This window comes from Pseudomonas frederiksbergensis (genome assembly GCF_001874645.1).
GTDB lineage: Bacteria > Pseudomonadota > Gammaproteobacteria > Pseudomonadales > Pseudomonadaceae > Aquipseudomonas > Aquipseudomonas frederiksbergensis_B.
Genome location: NZ_CP017886.1, coordinates 3,530,200 through 3,550,878, shown reverse-complemented (window position 1 = coordinate 3,550,878; position 20,679 = coordinate 3,530,200). Strand labels below are relative to the sequence as shown.

Below are 20,679 nucleotides of genomic sequence, written 5' to 3'. Positions count from 1 at the left end.
ATCTTTCTATCACATACCCAAATTTTTAAAGAACGATTCTGATAAAGATCAGAAATCAATATTCATTCGAATATTCATTTCTGTACTCTACAATAAGCCAGCTACAAACAGTAAATGGTGGAGCCAAACGGGATCGAACCGTTGACCTCCTGCGTGCAAGGCAGGCGCTCTCCCAGCTGAGCTATGGCCCCGTAATTGGTGGGTCTGGGCAGATTCGAACTGCCGACCTCACCCTTATCAGGGGTGCGCTCTAACCAACTGAGCTACAGACCCAATCAAGGGATGCTGACCTTATCGTCTTCTTCAATGAATCAAGCAATTCGTGTGGGAGCTTATGCAGCAGCTGATGTCGTCGATTAAGGAGGTGATCCAGCCGCAGGTTCCCCTACGGCTACCTTGTTACGACTTCACCCCAGTCATGAATCACACCGTGGTAACCGTCCTCCCGAAGGTTAGACTAGCTACTTCTGGTGCAACCCACTCCCATGGTGTGACGGGCGGTGTGTACAAGGCCCGGGAACGTATTCACCGCGACATTCTGATTCGCGATTACTAGCGATTCCGACTTCACGCAGTCGAGTTGCAGACTGCGATCCGGACTACGATCGGTTTTGTGGGATTAGCTCCACCTCGCGGCTTGGCAACCCTCTGTACCGACCATTGTAGCACGTGTGTAGCCCAGGCCGTAAGGGCCATGATGACTTGACGTCATCCCCACCTTCCTCCGGTTTGTCACCGGCAGTCTCCTTAGAGTGCCCACCATTACGTGCTGGTAACTAAGGACAAGGGTTGCGCTCGTTACGGGACTTAACCCAACATCTCACGACACGAGCTGACGACAGCCATGCAGCACCTGTCTCAATGTTCCCGAAGGCACCAATCCATCTCTGGAAAGTTCATTGGATGTCAAGGCCTGGTAAGGTTCTTCGCGTTGCTTCGAATTAAACCACATGCTCCACCGCTTGTGCGGGCCCCCGTCAATTCATTTGAGTTTTAACCTTGCGGCCGTACTCCCCAGGCGGTCAACTTAATGCGTTAGCTGCGCCACTAAGAGCTCAAGGCTCCCAACGGCTAGTTGACATCGTTTACGGCGTGGACTACCAGGGTATCTAATCCTGTTTGCTCCCCACGCTTTCGCACCTCAGTGTCAGTATCAGTCCAGGTGGTCGCCTTCGCCACTGGTGTTCCTTCCTATATCTACGCATTTCACCGCTACACAGGAAATTCCACCACCCTCTACCATACTCTAGCTCGACAGTTTTGAATGCAGTTCCCAGGTTGAGCCCGGGGATTTCACATCCAACTTAACGAACCACCTACGCGCGCTTTACGCCCAGTAATTCCGATTAACGCTTGCACCCTCTGTATTACCGCGGCTGCTGGCACAGAGTTAGCCGGTGCTTATTCTGTCGGTAACGTCAAAACAATCACGTATTAGGTAACTGCCCTTCCTCCCAACTTAAAGTGCTTTACAATCCGAAGACCTTCTTCACACACGCGGCATGGCTGGATCAGGCTTTCGCCCATTGTCCAATATTCCCCACTGCTGCCTCCCGTAGGAGTCTGGACCGTGTCTCAGTTCCAGTGTGACTGATCATCCTCTCAGACCAGTTACGGATCGTCGCCTTGGTGAGCCATTACCTCACCAACTAGCTAATCCGACCTAGGCTCATCTGATAGCGCAAGGCCCGAAGGTCCCCTGCTTTCTCCCGTAGGACGTATGCGGTATTAGCGTCCGTTTCCGAGCGTTATCCCCCACTACCAGGCAGATTCCTAGGCATTACTCACCCGTCCGCCGCTCGCCACCAGGTACAAGTACCCGTGCTGCCGCTCGACTTGCATGTGTTAGGCCTGCCGCCAGCGTTCAATCTGAGCCATGATCAAACTCTTCAGTTCAAACATCTTTGGGTTTTGAGAAAACCCTAAACTTGGCTCAGCAATCGTTGGTTACATCTTTGATTTCTCGCGGAGTAACTTGTGATGCTGATAATCTTGTTGACTATCAGTCTGACTGCACAAGCACCCACACGAATTGCTTGATTCAGTTGTTAAAGAGCGGTTGGTTAAGATCTTTCGTCTCAACCGAGGCGCGCATTCTACAGCAGCCTCTGTTGCTGTCAAGCGGTTATTTTCAGAAGCTTTCCAGGTTTCCCTTGCAACTTCAACCACTTGCGCTTCCGATCTCTCGTTAGCGGGAGGCGAATTCTACAGCATTACTCGCTGCTGTCAACACCTCTTTTTCTCCGCTTTCGACCGAGAAGATCGAACCGCCAAAAGAGCTAAACAACACTACTCTTTCAACTCCTTCAGGCTTCGATGAACTGAAGCGTAACCGCTGTCGAAAACTGCGTAACTCTTTGTTTACCAAGAAGTTTTACGTTTCGACTGCGCCGGAAGTGGGGCGAATTATAGACAGATATAATTCGCCGTCAACCCCTAATTCCAGCTTTACTCGGACTTAAGCGTAATACGCGCAAATGCCTTCTTTCCGGCCTGGCAAACATGGCTCGCGCCCAGCGCGTATATAAAGGTGCGATCAACCACTTCACCATCTATACGCACACCACCCGAACCGAGCAGATCACGCGCGACCGCCGAGTTCTTCACTAACCCTGCTTTATTAAGCACAGCTGCAATTGGCATATCCTCTGCTGCCGTCAGCTCGATCTCTGGCAGATCGTCCGGCAGCTCGCCTTCCTTCATACGGTTACCCGCTGCACGGTGAGCGCTCGCCGCAGCCTCTTCACCATGGAAGCGCGCAACAATCTCTTCAGCCAGCTTGATCTTGATATCCCGCGGATTAGCGCCGGCCTCGACATCTGCACGCAATGCATTGATCTCATCCATGGAGCGGAAGCTGAGCAGCTCGAAGTAACGCCACATCAGCACATCCGGAATCGAAACCAGCTTGCCATACATAACGCCCGGCGCTTCCTGGATACCGACGTAGTTGCCCAGCGATTTGGACATCTTCTTCACGCCATCCAGCCCTTCGAGCAACGGCATAGTCAGAATGCACTGAGCCTCCTGACCATAACTGCGCTGCAGCTCACGCCCCATCAGCAGATTGAACTTCTGATCGGTACCACCCAGCTCGATATCCGCGCGCAATGCAACCGAGTCATACCCCTGAACCAGCGGATACAGGAACTCATGGATAGCGATTGGCTGATTGGTCGAATAGCGCTTGTCGAAGTCGTCGCGCTCAAGCATCCGCGCCACGGTGTATTGCGAGGTCAGACGAATAAAGTCCGCAGGCCCCATCTGATCCATCCAGGTGGAGTTGAAAGCCACCTCGGTTTTCGCCGGATCAAGAATCTTGAACACCTGAGTCTTATAGGTCTCGGCATTCTCCAGAACCTGCTCACGCGTCAACGGCGGACGGGTAGCACTCTTGCCGCTCGGATCACCGATAATCCCGGTGAAGTCACCTATAAGGAAGATCACCTGGTGACCCAGATCCTGGAACTGGCGCAGCTTATTAATAAGCACCGTGTGACCCAGGTGCAAATCCGGCGCCGTCGGATCGAAGCCAGCCTTAATACGCAGCGGCTGGCCGCGCTTGAGCTTCTCGATCAGCTCGGACTCGACCAACAGTTCTTCCGCACCACGTTTGATCAGCGCTAGCTGCTCTTCAACCGACTTCATAACAGACCCGCAAGGCTCAGATTCAAAGGGAACCAACCATACAAGATCGCGCACCAAATACAAGTTTTGCCCGGCGCACGGACGCCAATCCGCGAACAGAGCATTCGCGACTTGCTTAAGAGATGATTTGGTTATATTTTATACAGTTATTTCATCTTCATCATGTCATTCATCTTTTCCAATTCATCTTTTCCAAAGTCAAATTACCTATGACCACAGAACCGTCTAAAGCGCCGCCGCTTTATCCGAAGACCCACCTGCTCGCGGCAAGTGGCATTGCCGCCCTCCTCAGCCTGGCGCTCCTGGTATTCCCTTCCAGTGACGTTGAAGCCAAAAAGACAACCCTGAGTCTTGAACTGGAACGCCCTGCAGAACAACTGACACAAGATCAAGACGCTGCTGACGCCGCTCAAGCCACAAACGAGCCGGTCGAATCTCCATTCGCCCAGATCGAAAGCAGTTCCGACGATACCAAGGAAACGGCTAAAGCAGCACCGGCACCGGTCGTTGAGGAGAAGAAAGCTCCAGGCCACCGGGAAGTGATCGTTGCCAAAGGCGACACCCTCTCCACATTGTTCGAGAAAGTCGGGCTTCCGGCCGCCTCGGTGCACGACGTATTGGCCAGCGACAAACAAGCCAAGCAGTTCACCCAGCTTAAACACGGCCAGAAACTCGAGTTCGAACTGGGCCACGACGGCCAGTTGACCAATCTGCACAGCAAGATCAACGATGTTGAAAGCATCAGCCTGAGCAAAAACGCCAAGGGCTATACCTTCAACCGCATTACAACCAAGCCAACCGTGCGCTCTGCCTATGTTCACGGCGTGATCAACAGCTCGCTCTCGCAATCCGCAGCGCGTGCCGGCCTGTCCCACAGTCTCACCATGGACATGGCCAGTGTGTTTGGCTATGACGTCGACTTCGCCCAGGATATTCGTCAGGGTGACGAGTTCGATGTGATCTACGAACAGAAAGTCGTCAACGGCAAAGCTGTCGGCAATGGCCCCATCCTTTCCGCCCGCTTCACCAACCGTGGCAAGACGTACACTGCCGTGCGTTACACCAACAAGCAAGGCAACAGCAGCTACTACACTGCCGACGGCAACAGCATGCGCAAGGCATTCATTCGTACGCCGGTGGACTTCGCCCGTATTAGCTCGCGCTTCTCCATGGGCCGCAAGCATCCTATTCTGAACAAAATTCGCGCACACAAAGGCGTTGACTATGCAGCGCCTCGCGGCACGCCGATCAAGGCTGCCGGTGACGGTAAAGTACTGCTGGCCGGTCGCCGCGGCGGTTACGGGAACACCGTTATCATTCAGCACGGCAACACCTACCGTACGCTGTACGGACACATGCAGGGCTTCGCCAAGGGCATCAAGACTGGCGGCAATGTCAAGCAGGGCCAAGTGATCGGTTATATCGGCACTACCGGCCTCTCTACGGGTCCGCACTTGCACTACGAGTTCCAGGTCAACGGCGTTCACGTCGACCCGCTGGGTCAGAAACTGCCAATGGCCGATCCGATCGCCAAGTCTGAGCGCGCGCGCTTCCTGCAACAAAGCCAGCCGCTGATGGCGCGCATGGAGCAAGAGAAAGCCACCCTGCTAGCTTCGAGCAAACGCTAAGCCATGGCGCTCTATATAGGTGTGATGTCCGGTACCAGTCTTGATGGCCTGGACATTGCGCTGATTGAGCAAGCACCGGCGATCAAACTGATCGCCACGCACTACATTCCCATGCCCGACTCCCTGCGCTCCGAGCTGCTTGGCTTGTGCACCAGCGGACCTGACGAGATAGCCCGCAGCGCCATTGCCCAGCAAAACTGGGTAAAACTGGCCGCCCAGGGCATCAATACCCTGCTTGCAGATCAACACCTGAAACCTGACGACATCCGAGCGATTGGCAGCCACGGCCAGACCATTCGTCATGAGCCTGCACGCGGCTTCACCGTGCAGATCGGCAACCCTGCCCTGCTGACCGAACTGACCGGAATCACCGTCGTCAGTGACTTTCGTAGCCGCGACGTGGCTGCAGGCGGGCAAGGCGCGCCGCTGGTTCCAGCCTTTCATGAAGCCTTGTTTGAAGAGCGCAGAGGCAACCGTGCGATCTTGAATGTCGGCGGTTTCAGCAATCTCAGCCTGATAGAGACTGGCAAACCCGTCTCGGGCTTTGACTGCGGTCCAGGCAATGTCCTGTTGGACGCCTGGATTCACCTGCTGCGCGGTGAGACCTTCGACCGTGACGGCCAGTGGGCTGCAAGCGGCAGCGTAGAGCCCGTGCTGCTAAAGGCCCTGCTCAGCGATCCATTCTTCCTGACCAAGGGCCCCAAAAGCACGGGCCGCGAAGTGTTCAACCTGCAATGGCTGACACAACACCTGGCCCACCTGCCCGCATTTGCCGCACAAGACGTGCAAGCAACGTTGCTTGAGCTGACAGCGTTGACCATCGTCGAATCGCTACAAACCGCACAAGCCGATACACAAGAGCTGCTGGTCTGTGGCGGTGGCGCCCATAACGCAACGTTGATGGCACGGTTCGCCAGCCTGCTGCCAGACGCCAAGGTCAGCAGCACTGCTGCTTACGGCATAGACCCGGACTGGGTCGAAGCCATGGCCTTCGCCTGGCTGGCCCATTGCTGCCTCGAAAGCATCCCGGCCAATCGTCCAAGTGTCACCGGGGCTCGCGGATTACGTGTCCTCGGCGCCGTCTATCCCGCCTGAACGCCAGACAGCAAAACGCCGCAAAGCCCTGAGGCCATGCGGCGTTTTGTGATGCAGTGAGGTGCGATCAGATCGAGAATGAAGAGCCGCAACCACAGGTCGTGGTGGCATTCGGGTTCTTGATCACGAAACGCGAACCTTCCAGACCTTCCTGATAATCCACCTCGGCACCTGCCAGGTACTGGAAGCTCATCGGATCGACGACCAGACTCACACCTTCGCGCTCGACGATGGTGTCGTCATCGGCCACTTCTTCATCGAACGTGAAGCCGTACTGAAACCCTGAACAACCGCCGCCCGTAACGAATACGCGCAGCTTCAAGCGATCATTACCCTCTTCATCGACCAGGCTCTTCACCTTGTGCGCGGCACCGTGGGTGAATTGCAAAGCCGTGGGGGTGAAGGATTCGACGCTCATGCTGACTATCTCCCGGCGTTACGCCGCCATAATGCGTGATGACGCGCATTATCCGCTTCTCCCAGAAAATCGGTCAACTATTGTTACGGTATATCAATCAACACAATTGTCAGCCCGGAATACAGAAAGGCCCGCTAAACGGGCCTTTCTGCTGAGCGGGATCAAGCCTTACGGCAGCATGCCCGCATGGGACAGGCCCAGTCGCTCGTCCAGACCAAACAGGATGTTCAGGTTCTGCACCGCCTGACCCGACGCGCCTTTGACCAGGTTGTCGATTACCGACAACACCACCACCAGATCGCCGTCCTGTGGACGATGAACCGCGATACGGCAAACATTGGCGCCACGCACGCTACGGGTTTCCGGATGGCTGCCAGCCGGCATGACATCGACGAACGGTTCGTTGGCGTAGCGCTTTTCAAACAGCGCCTGCAAGTCCACGGAGCGGTCGACCACAGTTGCATAGAGTGTGGAGTGAATACCGCGAATCATCGGCGTCAGGTGCGGCACGAAAGTCAGGCCGACGTCCTTGCCTGCTGCGCGACGCAGCCCCTGGCGAATCTCAGGCAAGTGACGATGCCCTTTAACGGCATAGGCTTTCATGCTCTCGGAGGTTTCGGAATACAGCGAACCAACGCTTGCACCACGACCCGCACCGCTGACACCCGACTTGCAGTCAGCGATCAGGCGCGAGGTATCGGCAAGACCTGCTTCAAGCAACGGCAGGAAGCCCAGCTGCGTGGCGGTTGGGTAGCAACCCGGAACCGCGATCAGACGTGCTTGCTTGATCTGCTCGCGATTGACTTCCGGCAAGCCGTAGACCGCTTCCTTCAGCAGTTCTGGAGCACCGTGCGGCTGGTTGTACCACTTGGCCCATTCGTCCGCGTCCTGCAGACGGAAATCTGCCGACAGGTCGATGACCTTGGTCCCGGTCGCCAGCAATTCACCAGCCAGTGCATGCGCTACGCCGTGCGGAGTGGCGAAGAACACCACGTCGCAGGCACCGAGGGTTTTGATGTCCGGAACGCTGAACGCCAGGCCGTCGTAGTGGCCTCGCAGGTTCGGGTACATGTCGGCAACAGCCAGGCCTGCCTCGGATCGGGAAGTGATCACTACCACTTCAGCTTGCGGATGCTGTGCCAACAGACGCAGCAATTCGACACCGGTGTAACCCGTGCCGCCGACGATACCGACCTTGACCATAAACCTGCCCTCAACGAACTCACTGGAAAGCCGTCGATAATAGGGCGCGCACTGCCCTGCGACAACCGCCAAGGTGACGTACGGAGGCTCAAGCCTCTACTATTCAGGCTACCGTGAATTGGGGAATAACCAAAAATGCTTTATCTGTGGCTCAAAGCGCTTCACATCGTCAGCATGGTCTGCTGGTTTGCCGGCCTGTTTTACCTGCCGCGTCTGTTCGTCTACCACGCGCAAAGTGAAGACAGCATCAGCAAGGAACGCTTCAGCATCATGGAGCGCAAGTTGTACCGCGGGATCATGGGCCCGGCGATGATCGCCACGCTGGCCTTCGGGATCTGGCTGATCAGCCTCAACCCCAGCGCCTACTTCGGTCAAGGCGGCTGGATGCATGCCAAGTTGACGCTGGTGGTGATCCTGATCGGCTACCACCACATGTGCGGCGCGCAGGTAAAACGCTTTGCCCGTGGCGAAAACACCCGCAGCCATGTCTTTTATCGCTGGTTCAATGAAGTGCCAGTTCTGATATTGCTGGCTATTGTAATTTTGGTCGTCGTACGGCCGTTTTAACGCCTAATCAGTCGCAACTTATCGGGGTACATCCCATGTCGCTGCCCGCTTTGCTCGAACAACGTCTGCGTCTGCCGGTCGTGGCGGCGCCGATGTTCCTGATTTCCAATCCGCAGTTGGTGCTCGCCTGCTGCCGTAATGGCGTGGTCGGCAGCTTTCCAGCGCTGAACCAGCGTGAAAGCAGCGGCTTCAAAGCCTGGCTGGAGGAGATCGAAGCGGGCCTGGCGCTACTGGAAAACCCGGCACCGTATGCAGTGAACCTGATCGTTCACAACAGCAATCCACGCCTGCAAGCGGATCTGGCGATCTGCATCGAGCACAAAGTACCGATCGTGATCACCAGCCTTGGCGCGGTGAAAGAGCTGGTCGATGCGGTGCACAGCTATGGCGGCCTGGTATTCCACGACGTGACGACCCGTCGTCATGCGGAAAAAGCCGCAGAGGCCGGGGTCGATGGCTTGATCGCTGTAGCAGCAGGCGCCGGTGGCCACGCCGGGACCTGGAGTCCATTTTCGCTGATAGCCGAGATTCGTCAGTTTTTCGACAAAACACTGCTGCTGGCCGGCTGTCTGAACCATGGCCACGAGATTCTCGCTGCGCAACTGCTCGGTGCGGATCTGGCGTATTTCGGCACACGCTTTATTGGCACCACCGAAAGCCATGCACCTGAAGCCTATAAAGAGATGCTGTTGACTTCCAGCGCCGCCGACATTGTCCATACGCCAGCGGTGTCTGGAGTGCCGGCAAGCTTCATGCGCCAAAGCCTGATAAACGCCGGTTTTGACGTAGACGCGTTGCAAGGCAAGGGTGAAGTCGACTTCGGCTCCAAACTCAAACCCTTGAGCGATGAAGCCAAAGCCTGGAAAACCGTCTGGTCCGCCGGCCAGGGTGTGGGCGAAATCGATGACTTACCGAGTGTCGATCAACTGGTTGCACGGCTGGAGGCCGAATACCGCAAGGCACAGGAGCTCGCAACCCAACTGCCCAAGCGCTGGCCGCGCTAACGCACAAGGTTTGGCCAGCCGATTCTGGCTGGCTTAAACTGCAGAGCACAGCCCCCAGACTCGCGACAAGGATGCCCCGGCATGAGCGAACAGCGTTTCAAGATCGTCTTCGACGGAGCCCTGCTTCCGGGCGTCGACATCACCACCGCGAAACTCAATCTCGCCCAGCTGTTCAAAAGCGACATCGCGGCCATCGAACGCCTGTTCAGCGGAAAGCCTGTCGCGCTTAAGCACGACCTGTCCCACACAGACGCACAAACCTATCTGAATGCCCTGTCGAAAACCGGCATTGATGCACGCATCGAAGCCGAACCGTCGATTGAACTCAATCTCACCGACGTTCACGAATCATCGCCGGGCACTTACACGCACCCCGCACTCGGTGACAACGAATCCCCCTACAGCCCTCCGCGCGCGCCCGTTGGCGAAGCGCTGCCAGAGTATTCCGAACTCAGGGTATTGGGTGTGCAGGGGCGTATCGGTCGCCTGCGCTATCTCGCATGGTCATTGGCGGCGCTACTGATCATTGGTGCTATCGCCGGTATTTTTGGATTCAGCCTGTTGGCCGGCAATCAAATGGTACTTGGCATAATTGTTTGTGTCGTTGCGTTCGTGGCCTACCTCTACATAAACATCACCATCAGCGTGCAACGTCTGCACGATCTTGGCTGGTCCGGTTGGTTGTGGTTTCTGAATTTGGTGCCCTTTATCGGCAGCCTGTTTCCGATCGCACTCGCAGTGCTGCCAGGCAACGTCGGGGCGAATCGCTATGGTGCGCCGCAGCCACCTAACAGCACGGCCGTCAAAGTCCTGTGTGGATTGTGGCTGGTGGTGATTGCGGTGGTTTTTGTCGGTGCGCTTGCCGGTGGCCTCAGCACTATCACCGAAGAATACGAAAGCACCTCGGCCAGCAGCTACGAAAGCAGTGAGTCGGCTGACGCGGTTGAAGCAGACGATGCGGCGAAAGCAGCTCAGCCCCCTGTAGACTATGAGAAAGAATAAACGCGCTCGGTTCCTGTGACATCTCTGTCCACAGGACGCGAGCCGTTACGATGGAGAATTGCATGACCCGTTACGCTCTGATCACTGGCGCTTCCAGCGGCATCGGCCTGGCCATGGCCGAAGCGCTGGCGCGACGTGGCCGCAGCCTGATCCTGGTGGCCCGTCAACGTGATCAGTTGGAAAGTATTGCCATCGAACTGACCCAGCGCTTTGGCGTCGAGGTGCTGTTCCGCGCCTGCGATCTGGGTGAACCGCTGCGCCTGTCCGGTTTTCTGCTGGAACTCGAAGAGGGTGACCGACAGATCGACTTGTTGGTCAATTGCGCCGGAATCGGCACCTGCGGCCCTTTTCTGGCTCAGGACTGGATGACCGAACAAGACTTGATCGAAGTGAACATCCTGGCCCTGACTCGCCTGTGTCACGCCATTGGCAACAGCATGGCCTTGCAGGGCGGCGGACAGATTTTGAACGTCGCCTCCCTGGCAGCCTTTAATCCGGGCCCATGGATGAGCACCTACTACGCCAGCAAAGCGTATGTACTGCACTTTTCCGAAGGCTTGCGGGTAGAACTTAAAAAGTGCGCGGTCAAGGTCTCGGTCCTGTGTCCTGGCCCGACGCGCACGGCGTTTTTCCGCACCGCGCAACTGGACACCGACAAACTCGCCAACAGCAAAATGCTGATGAGCCCCGAGGAAGTGGCCCTCTACACAGTACGTGCACTGGAGAAAAACCGCGCGATCATCATTCCCGGACGCCGCAATCGCTGGTTCGCGCTTTTGCCACGTTTCGGTTCGCGCTGGCTGACCCGAACCGTCGTCGGTATGGTCAACAAGGCGTACTGCCCGCGCTGAGCGTTACTAAAAGCAAAAGTATCAGGCTGGGCTCGGGCATCCCCTGTGAGTACACTCAGCCCGGACCAACACAATGGAGAAACAGCTGTGGATACTCTGTTCACCAAAATCATCAACAGAGAAATACCTGCCAGGATCATTTACGAGGATGACCAGGTCGTGGCCTTCCACGACATCTCCCCGCAGGCACCGGTGCATTTTCTGGTAGTCCCGAAGAAACCGGTTCGCACCCTCAACGACCTCACCGAGGACGACAAGGCACTGGCCGGACACATTCTGTTCACCGCCCAACGCCTGGCACTGGAATTGGGCTGTGAAGAAGGCTTTCGCGTGGTCATGAACTGCAATGAATTGGGAGGGCAGACCGTCTACCACATTCATATGCATGTGCTGGGTCAGCGCCAGATGCACTGGCCGCCGGGCTGATTGCCAAACAGCCAAAAGATCGCAGCCTGCGGCAGCTCCTACACTATCAGTCTGTAGGAGCTGCCGCAGGTTCGGGCCTCGTTCGGACGATCTTTTGCTTTAGGTACAAACAGCCATCATGACCCAGCACAAACCTTACCCGGCCGATTGCGGTAAACTGGCCGCCGAGATTCTTCCCGGAGGTCAGCATGACTACCCAACGTCACTACTCGCCGATTGACCGTCTTCTGTTGCAAGCCGACACCGCCATGCGCACTTTGCTGCCCTTCAGTGGCCAGCCTTATCGCCCGTCGCCGGCCATCGTGCAGCCAGAGGCGAAAATGAGCGACGAAGACACCCGGCACGTCGCCGGCCTGATGCGCATCAACCATACCGGTGAAGTCTGTGCCCAGGCGCTGTACCAGGGCCAAGCCCTGACTGCCAAGCTGCCGCAAGTGCGGGAGGCAATGGAACACGCAGCCGAAGAAGAAATCGATCATCTGGTCTGGTGCGAACAACGCATCCGCCAACTGGGCAGCCACACCAGCATCCTCAATCCGTTGTTCTACGGCATGTCGTTCGGTATCGGCGCCGTCGCCGGGCTGATCAGCGACAAAGTCAGCCTGGGTTTCGTCGCTGCGACTGAAGATCAGGTGTGCAAACACTTGAACGAACACCTTGAGCAACTGCCCATCGAGGACGAGAAGTCCCGGGCCATTCTTGAGCAGATGCGCATCGATGAAGAGCAGCACGCCGAAAGCGCACTGGACGCTGGAGGCTTCCGCTTCCCGGCACCGGTGAAATTCGGCATGAGCCTGATGGCCAAGGTCATGACCAAAAGTACCTACCGAATCTGATCCACACAATCTTCGGGCACAAAAAAGGGCGCTTTCTCAGCGCCCTTTCTTTTGCTTCGTTCTTTATTTCAAAGATCAACTCGACATGTTGCGTGCGTAGAAAATCTCGAGCATTTCGTGTTTCACCCGTTCAGTCACCTGAGCACGCTGCTCTGAGGACAGGTTGCTGGTGGCATCGCCGAACAGGTAATTATCCAGTTCGAAGTCCTTCAGCAGCATTTTGGTGTGGAACAGGTTTTCCTGGTACACGTTCACGTCGGTCATCTGGTACGCGTCGCGGGTGTCCTCGGAGAGATAATTCTGAATCGAGTTGATCTCGTGATCGATGAAGTGCTTCTTGCCTTCGATGTCACGGGTGAAGCCGCGCACGCGGTAATCCACGGTCACGATATCCGAATCAAACTGATGAATCAGAAAGTTGAGCGCCTTAAGCGGTGAAATGACGCCACAGGTCGACACATCAATATCCACACGGAAAGTTGCAATACCGTCCACCGGATGGATTTCCGGGTAGGTGTGCACCGTGATGTGGCTCTTGTCCAGGTGGGCCAGGATGATTTCGGGCAACGGGCCCGGTGACTCTTCAATCTGACTGTCGGTCGGGGTCACCGGCTCTTCAGAGATCAGTATCGTGACGCTGGCGCCCTGGGGTTCATAGTCCTGACTGGCGATGTTCAGGATGTTGGCACCAATGATATCGACAACTTCTGTGAGGATCTGCGTCAGGCGCTTGGCGTTGTACTCTTTATTGATGTACTCAACGTAAGCCTGCTGGTCTTGCGGAGTTTCCGCATAGCAGATGTCATAGATGTTGAAGCTCAAGGTCTTTGTAAGGTTATTGAACCCATGGAGCTTGAGTTTGCTTTTCACCGTTTAAAAACTCTCTATGTATGCGGCCCGGCCGCGTGATCAAGCATGCCCGTCAGATGCGAACGACGCACCAGCGTAGGACGGTTAACACCTCTTCGCGATGGCGATTTTGGTTGTCTGTTCGGGTGGGTGATCTGTCGATTGACCGATCACTGCCCTGAAAAAAGTGGCGCATTATGCAGACCTGCGCCAGTGATCGCCAGAGTCTGCACTGCATTTATGATAGTTGAATGTCGAATCAACCGAGTTCGATGATTTCGTAGTCGTGGGTGATGGCTACACCGGCCGCACCGAGCATGATCGACGCAGAGCAATACTTCTCGGCCGACAGCTCGATGGCACGTTTGACCTGGGCCTCTTTCAGCGCCCGCCCCTTGACCACGAAGTGCATGTGAATCTTGGTGAAAACCTTGGGATCTTCAGTCGCGCGCTCGGCTTCGAGGAAGGCTTCGCAGCTCTCCACGGCCTGGCGGGACTTCTTCAGGATGCTGACCACGTCGAAATTGCTGCAACCGCCCACACCGAGCAGGAGCATTTCCATCGGACGTACACCCAGATTCCGACCGCCGGCATCAGGCGGACCGTCCATGACCACCACGTGACCGCTGCCGGACTCACCGAGGAACATGGCTTCGCCAGCCCATTGGATGCGTGCCTTCATCGCCAAGACTCCACTGTTAAAAAAGGGTCGCCAGCTTAGCACAGGGCCTTCGATTGACAGCGACTGGCATCAGCGCGAGCAACACACTTACAGTATTGATAAATTATCGAATAACGGCGGAATGCGTCTGTTAAGCTGGCGCCAATTTCATGGCGCTTAGCCAGCTGTTTTTCGGCCGTCATCAACGATTCATAAAAAAACCACATCACACCGTGCAGTCTTTTCGGGATACAACCATGGTTGCTATTACCCCAACACCCAAAATCAAGAACCTCGACAAGTTGTTGATGCATTGCCTGCGCCGTCGCTATCAGGCCAAGAGCAATATCATTTGCGCTGGCGATCGTTCAGACACGCTGTTTTTCATCATCAAGGGCTCGGTCACCATCCTCATCGAGGACGACGATGGCCGGGAAATGATCATCGCCTACCTGAACGCCGGGGACTTCTTCGGCGAGCTCGGCCTGTTCGAACAAGCCGGGCAGGAACAGGAGCGCAGCGCCTGGGTTCGCGCCAAGGTCGAATGCGAAGTGGCCGAGATCAGCTACTGCAAGTTCCGCGAGCTGTCCCAGCAAGACCCGGACATTCTCTATGTGCTCAGTGGCCAGATTGCCCAGCGCCTACGCAATACCACGCGCAAGGTCGGCGATCTGGCGTTCTTCGACGTCACTGGCCGGGTTGCACGCTGCTTACTGGAGCTGTGCAAACAGCCCGACGCCATGACGCACCCGGACGGCATGCAGATCAAAGTTACCCGCCAGGAAATCGGCCGGATCGTCGGTTGCTCGCGGGAAATGGTCGGGCGCGTGCTCAAGGACCTGGAGGAACGCAACCTGGTCAACGTCAAAGGCAAGACCATGGTGGTATTCGGCACCCGCTAAGCCGACATCACCTCGGCGAGCATTTGCCGATACAAGGTGTCCAGCCGCGCAATGACATCCGGGGCGGCGAATTGTTCATGCAGTGCGATATGGCTTTGCGCGCGAACCCGCTGCTCCAGGCTGCAAGCCTCGTTAAATCGATTTACCGCCTCAACCATCGACTCCCGCTCGTCGTCCAGCAACAGCGCACCGTGCACCAGCCCTACCGGGCGCTGACCACCCTTGCTCTGGCGCCAGCGCTGAGCGGTGCCGACCATTTTGCGGCCGTCGAGATTGACGTTGAAACGCCCGTCACAGAACGCGCCATCGACTTCACCCAATGAAGGCTTGCCGCCGAGCTCCGTCAGCAGCGCGCAAATCGGATCGCACAGACGCCGATAAGCGGTTTCGATCCGACCGTGATCACCTTCACTACGCGGTGGTGCATATACCAACGCGATATTGATCGTCGCTGCTGACTGCGGCACCGGCTCACCGCCGGTTTCACGCAACAACACCGGCCAACCATTCGCCGCCGACGCCTGGCAAGCGGCCTCGAACCCCGGCAAACGGCTCAACCGCCGGGGCATGACCAGCGCGCGATCGCTCGGCTGCCAGAACAACAGGCCAAACTCCTGGTCGCCGGCACACACCGTCGCCAACAAATCCTGTTCGACACGCAGACCGGCTTCGACGGTCAAGGCAATGGGGTGAGTCATGGCAGTGCGAATCCTTTGCGGTGGATACAAAAAAGCCGGCAACGCCGGCTTCTTCATTGAATCAGGTTCAGTCGAGTGTAGAACCGCTGACCACTACGCCACGCTCCGGAAAGAACAAGCGTTGCAGTTCAGCACCCGGACTCTCGGCGCGCATGAACGCTTCGCCGACCAGGAACGAATACACCTCGCTGATTTCCATCAGCTCGACGTCGGCGCGATTAAGGATGCCACTTTCAGTAATGACCAAGCGATCGCGGGGGATGCGCGGCAGCAGATCGAGAGTGGTTTCCAGACTGACGTCGAAGGTGTGCAGATTGCGATTATTCACGCCGACCAGCGGAGTATCGAGAACTTTCAAGGCCCGCTCCAGCTCATCACCGTCGTGGACTTCGACCAGCACGTCGAGGCCAACACCTTTGGCGACGGCGGCCAGCTCAGCCATTTTCACATCATCCAGCGCGGACACGATCAACAACACGCAATCGGCACCCAACGCACGGGCTTCGACGATCTGATAAGGATCAATCATGAAGTCCTTGCGGATCACCGGCAACTTGCAGGCGGCACGCGCTTGCTGCAGATAGATGTCGGCGCCCTGGAAGTAATCGATATCGGTCAGCACCGAGAGGCACGTCGCCCCACCCTTCTCGTAGCTTTTGGCGATTTCGGCCGGCACGAAGTTCTCGCGAATCACGCCTTTGCTCGGCGAAGCCTTCTTGATTTCAGCAATCACCGCCGGATGCTTGAGCTTGGCCTGGGCGATCAGCGCCTTGGCAAAACCACGCGGGGCGTCGGCCACCTTGGCCAGTGCTTCCAGCTCGGCAAGCGTCACGCGCGCGCTGCGCTCGGCCACTTCCTCGACTTTGCGGGCGAGAATCTTTTCCAGCACCGTCGGTACACTCATGCCTCATTCTCCACTCTGAATACCGCGGTAAACGCACCCAATTCTTCAAGCTTCTCCCGCGCAAGGCCGGTGTGCAACGCATCATGGGCCAAGGCAACGCCCTCTTTCAGGCTGATCGCATGATCAGCGGCGTACAACGCAGCACCGGCATTGAGCACAATCATTTCTGCGGCTTTCTGACCGTTCTCGGTTTTGCGGCGCCCCAAGGCATCACGAATCAGCTCAAGAGATTGATCCGGGCTCTCAACCACCAGGCCAAACAGGCTCTGGCTTTTAATCCCGAGGTCTTCAGGCTGAACCCAATACTCGGTGATCTGATCGTCCTTCAGCTCGGCCACAAATGTCGGTGCCGCAAGACTGAACTCATCCAGACCATCCTGGGAGTGCACCACCAGCACGTGCTTGCTGCCCATACGCTGCAAGACTTCAGCCAATGGGCGGCAGAGTGCCTGGGTGAACACGCCAACAACCTGATGCTTCACGCCGGCCGGATTCGTAAGCGGGCCGAGCATGTTGAACAGCGTGCGCAAGCCGAGATCACGACGCGGACCGGCGGCGTATTTCATCGCACCATGATGGGACTGGGCGAACATGAAGCCGATGCCGACGTTGTCGATACAACGCGCCACTTGAACCGGCGTCAGGTTCAGGTAGATCCCGGCCGCTTCCAGCAAGTCGGCGCTGCCGCTTTTGCCCGATACCGCACGGTTACCGTGCTTGGCCACGGTGCAACCCGCCGCAGCCACCACAAACGAAGCAGCCGTCGAGACGTTGAAGATGTTTGCACCATCACCGCCGGTGCCGACCACATCGACGACGCCATCGAGGGTTTTCAACTCGACCTTATCCGCCAGTTCTCGCATGACCGAGACGGCGCCGACGATCTCGTCGATGCTCTCGCTTTTCATGCGCATGGCCATCATGAACGCGCCGATCTGCGCGTCAGTACATTGCCCGGTCATGATTTCGCGCATCACATCGCGCATTTCATCAGTGCTCAGGTCCAGGTGGCCGACGATACGGCTCAGGGCAGTCTTGATATCCATGGAAAGTCCTTAGCGCGTGCCGCCGGTTTGTTTGAGGAAGTTGGCGAACAGCTCGTGGCCCTGCTCGGTCAGGATCGACTCGGGGTGAAATTGCACCCCTTCGATGTTCAGTGTCTTGTGGCGCAGGCCCATGATTTCATCGACCGAGCCGTCTTCCAACTGGGTCCAGGCGGTCAGCTCCAGGCAATCGGGCAAGGTTTCGCGCTTCACAATCAGCGAGTGATAGCGAGTGACTGTCAGTGGACGATTGAGACCTTCGAACACGCCCTTGTCCTCGTGGAATACCGGGCTAGTCTTACCATGCATAACCTGGCGGGCTCGCACTACATCACCACCGAACGCCTGGCCGATAGATTGATGACCCAGGCAGACGCCGAGAATCGGCAGTTTGCCGGCGAAATACTTGATGGCTTCGATGGACACGCCAGCTTCGGTCGGGGTGCATGGGCCCGGGGATACGACGATACGCTCGGGTTTGAGCGCTTCGATTTCGGCGATGGTCAACTCATCGTTGCGCACAACCTTGACCTCGGAGCCTAGCTCACCAAGGTACTGCACAACGTTGTAGGTAAAAGAGTCGTAGTTATCGATCATCAGCAACATGGTTTGAAACCTCTTGAATTCACTGACTTTTGAGACGGCCTTCGAATGATTTACCCGCAGTCTTGCAGCGCTCGGTCAGTTGCTGGAATCGAACCGGCAAAAGCGGCATTTCAGACGGGTAAAGAAGGCAAACAGGTACAGGTCCGGCCGGGCCGGCAGAGAAAGTTCAGGCGCGCCAACGCCAACGGGCGTGGGCCTTGACGACTTGATCCAAGAGTTTGCTGACGATCAACACGGGGCAGGTCTCATTCATACGTTCCCGCACAGTAACTTAGCTGAGCAGAGGGTGCAATATGGTGCAGCGCAAGCAATCGATGCGGCCTTTAGCCATAGCTAAAGCGCAAAAGTTTTTGGTACTGTCGTTTCGTTCACTACAACAATAAAATAAATGGACTTGCTCATGATCAAACAGACGATGTTTGTACCGCTCGCCGGTTGTCTTCTTGCAATCGCCTGCGCCCAGGCCATCGCGGCACCCGCCCCCTATTCGAAATTCATTGTCTTTGGCGACAGCCTGAACGACGCCGGGCAGTTTTCCGATCCGGGCGGCCCCCCCGGCTCAACGTTGCGCTTCACCAATCGTGTCGGCCCGACTTACATGGATGGCAGCGGCGAAGTAAAAGCCGCCAACTCGACACAATTGCTGGGAGGGAAACTGGGGTTTTCGCCTGATCAAACAGCCGCATCGACCTCGGCAACCCGAGCCAGCCAAGGCCTGCCAGATGGTAACAACTGGGCCACGGGGGGCTACCGTACCGATCAGATCCTCGACTCGATCACCACCACCTCGGACACCGGTGAGCGCAGTCGACCCGGCTATCTGCCGAGCAACAATTTCCGCGCCGACCCGAACGCGCTCTACTACCTTTCCGGTGGCGGCAACGACTTCCTCCAGGGCCGGGTAACGAGCCTCGATCAGGCCAGCGCCGCAGCCGATCGCCTGGTCGGCAGTGTGCAAACGCTGCAACAGGCCGGCGCCAAGTACATCATGGTCTGGCTATTACCTGACATCGGTCTGACACCGGCGATCAATGGCAGCCCATTCCAGGCCTTTACCTCCCAACTCAGCGCCCAGTTCAACACCGAACTGGTCAGCCAGTTGCAGCATGTCGACGCCGAAGTCATCCCGCTCAATATTCCGGTGCTGCTCAAAGAGACCTTCGCCAATCCGGCGCAATTTGGTCTGGCCGCCGACCAGAACCTCACCGCGACCTGCTTCAGCGGTGACAGCTGTACCGAAAACGCCAAGTACGGGATCAACAGCGCTACGCCAGACCCGACCAAGCTGATCTACAACGACTCGGTACACCCGACCGAAACCGGGCAACGCCTGATCGCCGATTACGCGTTTTCCATACTGGCAGCCCCTTGGGAGCTGACGCTGTTGCCAGAAATGGCCCACGCCACCCTGCGCGCGCACCAGGATGAACTGCGTAATCAATGGCAATCCGATTGGGAAAACTGGCAAAACGTCGGTCAGTGGCGCGCGATTGTCGCCGGGGGCGGTCAACACCTGGATTTCGACGATCAGCGAAGTGCAGCCAGTGCTGACGGCAATGGTTACAACCTGAACATCGGTGGCAGCTACCGTCTCAACGAGGCCTGGCGTGTTGGCGTTGCCGCCGGTTTTTATCGTCAGAAACTGGAAGCGGGCAACGACGACTCGGAGTACAAACTCAGCACGTACATGGGTACAGCCTTCGCCCAATATCAGCAAAATCGCTGGTGGGCTGACGCGGCAATGACTGCCGGGCATCTGGACTACGACAATCTCAAACGTAAATTCGACCTGGGCGTGAACGAGCGCAGTGAGAAAGGTGATACCAGCGGTACGGTGTTAGCCATCACCGGCCGCCTGGGTTACGACATCGCGCAACAGGCAAGCAGCCCTTGGCACTTGTCGCCATTCATCAGCGCCGACTACGCCAAGGTGCAAGTCGATGGTTACTCGGAGAACGGCAACGACGCCACGGCATTGACCTTCGATGACCAGAAGCGCACGTCGAAACGCCTCGGTGTCGGTTTGCAGGGCAAGTACCAGATCACCCCACAAACTCAGGTGTTCGCCGAATACGCCCACGAACGCGAGTATGAAAACGACACGCAGGACCTGACCATGAACCTCAACAGCCTGCCCAACAACAGCTTCACCCTGCAAGGCTACACCCCGCAAACCAACCTGAACCGCCTGAACCTGGGCGTCAGCCAGAAGTTGACCGCCGACTTGGCGCTACGGGCCAGCTACAACATTCGCAAGGATGACGACTTCACCCAACAAGGCATCAACTTAGGTGTCAGCCTGAACTTCTAAGCCTTCGATAGGGAGACCGCTCAACGT

The 20,679-nt window shown here is 56.8% G+C and carries 19 protein-coding genes, 2 tRNA genes and 1 rRNA gene; 10 read left to right on the top strand and 12 right to left on the bottom strand.

The window, feature by feature from the left end; translation table 11 throughout:
• Positions 1–115: 115 nt before the first annotated feature.
• The 4 genes from BLL42_RS16980 to tyrS all read right to left on the bottom strand — a co-directional run bounded on the left by BLL42_RS16980 (position 116) and on the right by tyrS (position 3,648).
• A tRNA-Ala gene (locus BLL42_RS16980) sits at positions 116–191 on the bottom strand.
• A 5-nt stretch (positions 192–196) separates the two neighbouring features.
• Positions 197–273 (bottom strand) — tRNA-Ile (locus tag BLL42_RS16975).
• Between the two features lie 84 nt (positions 274–357).
• A 16S ribosomal RNA gene (locus BLL42_RS16970) occupies positions 358–1,896 on the bottom strand.
• Positions 1,897–2,448: 552 nt separating this feature from the next.
• Positions 2,449–3,648 (bottom strand): tyrosine--tRNA ligase, encoded by a 1,200-nt coding sequence (tyrS, locus tag BLL42_RS16960; RefSeq protein WP_071553140.1) that lies wholly within the window; start codon positions 3,646–3,648, stop codon positions 2,449–2,451.
• Between the two features lie 209 nt (positions 3,649–3,857).
• On the opposite strand from tyrS, the gene BLL42_RS16955 reads away from it, so the two are divergent.
• Positions 3,858–5,276, top strand: coding sequence for a peptidoglycan DD-metalloendopeptidase family protein (locus tag BLL42_RS16955; protein WP_071553139.1), 1,419 nt, complete (start codon positions 3,858–3,860; stop codon positions 5,274–5,276).
• A 3-nt stretch (positions 5,277–5,279) separates the two neighbouring features.
• Positions 5,280–6,371, top strand: coding sequence for an anhydro-N-acetylmuramic acid kinase (locus BLL42_RS16950; RefSeq protein ID WP_071553138.1), 1,092 nt, complete (start codon positions 5,280–5,282; stop codon positions 6,369–6,371).
• 67 nt (positions 6,372–6,438) lie between these two features.
• Here the strand turns inward: BLL42_RS16950 and erpA are convergent, their stop codons facing one another.
• Positions 6,439–6,789 (bottom strand): iron-sulfur cluster insertion protein ErpA, encoded by a 351-nt coding sequence (gene erpA, locus BLL42_RS16945; RefSeq protein WP_007906865.1) that lies wholly within the window; start codon positions 6,787–6,789, stop codon positions 6,439–6,441.
• A 168-nt stretch (positions 6,790–6,957) separates the two neighbouring features.
• Positions 6,958–7,992, bottom strand: coding sequence for an N-acetyl-gamma-glutamyl-phosphate reductase (gene argC / locus BLL42_RS16940; protein WP_071553137.1), 1,035 nt, complete (start codon positions 7,990–7,992; stop codon positions 6,958–6,960).
• Positions 7,993–8,127: 135 nt separating this feature from the next.
• On the opposite strand from argC, the gene hemJ reads away from it, so the two are divergent.
• The 6 genes from hemJ to coq7 all read left to right on the top strand — a co-directional run bounded on the left by hemJ (position 8,128) and on the right by coq7 (position 12,678).
• Positions 8,128–8,559 (top strand): protoporphyrinogen oxidase HemJ, encoded by a 432-nt coding sequence (gene hemJ, locus BLL42_RS16935; RefSeq protein WP_071553136.1) that lies wholly within the window; start codon positions 8,128–8,130, stop codon positions 8,557–8,559.
• Positions 8,560–8,594: 35 nt separating this feature from the next.
• Entirely contained in the window at positions 8,595–9,563 is a 969-nt protein-coding gene (locus BLL42_RS16930) for an NAD(P)H-dependent flavin oxidoreductase (protein ID WP_071553135.1), read from the top strand.
• A gap of 81 nt (positions 9,564–9,644) precedes the next feature.
• Positions 9,645–10,565 (top strand): DUF805 domain-containing protein, encoded by a 921-nt coding sequence (locus tag BLL42_RS16925; protein ID WP_071553134.1) that lies wholly within the window; start codon positions 9,645–9,647, stop codon positions 10,563–10,565.
• Between the two features lie 62 nt (positions 10,566–10,627).
• Entirely contained in the window at positions 10,628–11,416 is a 789-nt protein-coding gene (locus BLL42_RS16920; protein ID WP_071553133.1) for an SDR family NAD(P)-dependent oxidoreductase, read from the top strand.
• Between the two features lie 87 nt (positions 11,417–11,503).
• Positions 11,504–11,842, top strand: a complete 339-nt coding sequence (locus BLL42_RS16915) for a histidine triad nucleotide-binding protein (RefSeq protein WP_071553132.1) — start codon at positions 11,504–11,506, stop codon at positions 11,840–11,842.
• A 188-nt stretch (positions 11,843–12,030) separates the two neighbouring features.
• Complete coding sequence (coq7, locus tag BLL42_RS16910; protein WP_071553131.1) at positions 12,031–12,678, top strand: 2-polyprenyl-3-methyl-6-methoxy-1,4-benzoquinone monooxygenase; 648 nt, start codon at positions 12,031–12,033, stop codon at positions 12,676–12,678.
• Positions 12,679–12,753: 75 nt separating this feature from the next.
• Here coq7 and speD read toward each other — a convergent pair whose 3' ends face one another.
• Together speD and BLL42_RS16900 are read right to left on the bottom strand one after the other, a co-directional pair.
• Complete coding sequence (gene speD, locus BLL42_RS16905) at positions 12,754–13,548, bottom strand: adenosylmethionine decarboxylase (RefSeq protein ID WP_071553130.1); 795 nt, start codon at positions 13,546–13,548, stop codon at positions 12,754–12,756.
• 238 nt (positions 13,549–13,786) lie between these two features.
• Positions 13,787–14,209, bottom strand: a complete 423-nt coding sequence (locus tag BLL42_RS16900; protein ID WP_017138086.1) for an OsmC family protein — start codon at positions 14,207–14,209, stop codon at positions 13,787–13,789.
• A 236-nt stretch (positions 14,210–14,445) separates the two neighbouring features.
• On the opposite strand from BLL42_RS16900, the gene crp reads away from it, so the two are divergent.
• Positions 14,446–15,090, top strand: coding sequence for a cAMP-activated global transcriptional regulator CRP (gene crp, locus BLL42_RS16895; protein WP_071553129.1), 645 nt, complete (start codon positions 14,446–14,448; stop codon positions 15,088–15,090).
• Here crp and BLL42_RS16890 read toward each other — a convergent pair.
• The 4 genes from BLL42_RS16890 to BLL42_RS16875 form a co-directional block, all read right to left on the bottom strand.
• Positions 15,087–15,788, bottom strand: coding sequence for a lipoate--protein ligase family protein (locus BLL42_RS16890; RefSeq protein WP_071555780.1), 702 nt, complete (start codon positions 15,786–15,788; stop codon positions 15,087–15,089). The two genes, crp and BLL42_RS16890, sit on opposite strands and share 4 nt — an antisense overlap.
• 67 nt (positions 15,789–15,855) lie before the next feature.
• A complete protein-coding gene (trpC, locus tag BLL42_RS16885; RefSeq protein WP_071553128.1) occupies positions 15,856–16,692 on the bottom strand; it encodes an indole-3-glycerol phosphate synthase TrpC in 837 nt (278 codons plus the stop codon).
• Positions 16,689–17,738, bottom strand: a complete 1,050-nt coding sequence (gene trpD, locus BLL42_RS16880; RefSeq protein ID WP_071553127.1) for an anthranilate phosphoribosyltransferase — start codon at positions 17,736–17,738, stop codon at positions 16,689–16,691. The genes trpC and trpD overlap by 4 nt, the downstream gene beginning before the upstream one ends.
• Positions 17,739–17,747: 9 nt before the next feature.
• Positions 17,748–18,341 carry an aminodeoxychorismate/anthranilate synthase component II gene (locus BLL42_RS16875; RefSeq protein WP_019693903.1) on the bottom strand — a complete coding sequence of 198 codons (594 nt, stop codon included), beginning with the start codon at positions 18,339–18,341 and terminating at the stop codon, positions 17,748–17,750.
• 400 nt (positions 18,342–18,741) lie between these two features.
• On the opposite strand from BLL42_RS16875, the gene estP reads away from it, so the two are divergent.
• Positions 18,742–20,652, top strand: coding sequence for an esterase EstP (gene estP / locus BLL42_RS16870; protein ID WP_071553126.1), 1,911 nt, complete (start codon positions 18,742–18,744; stop codon positions 20,650–20,652).
• Positions 20,653–20,679 lie beyond the last annotated feature (27 nt).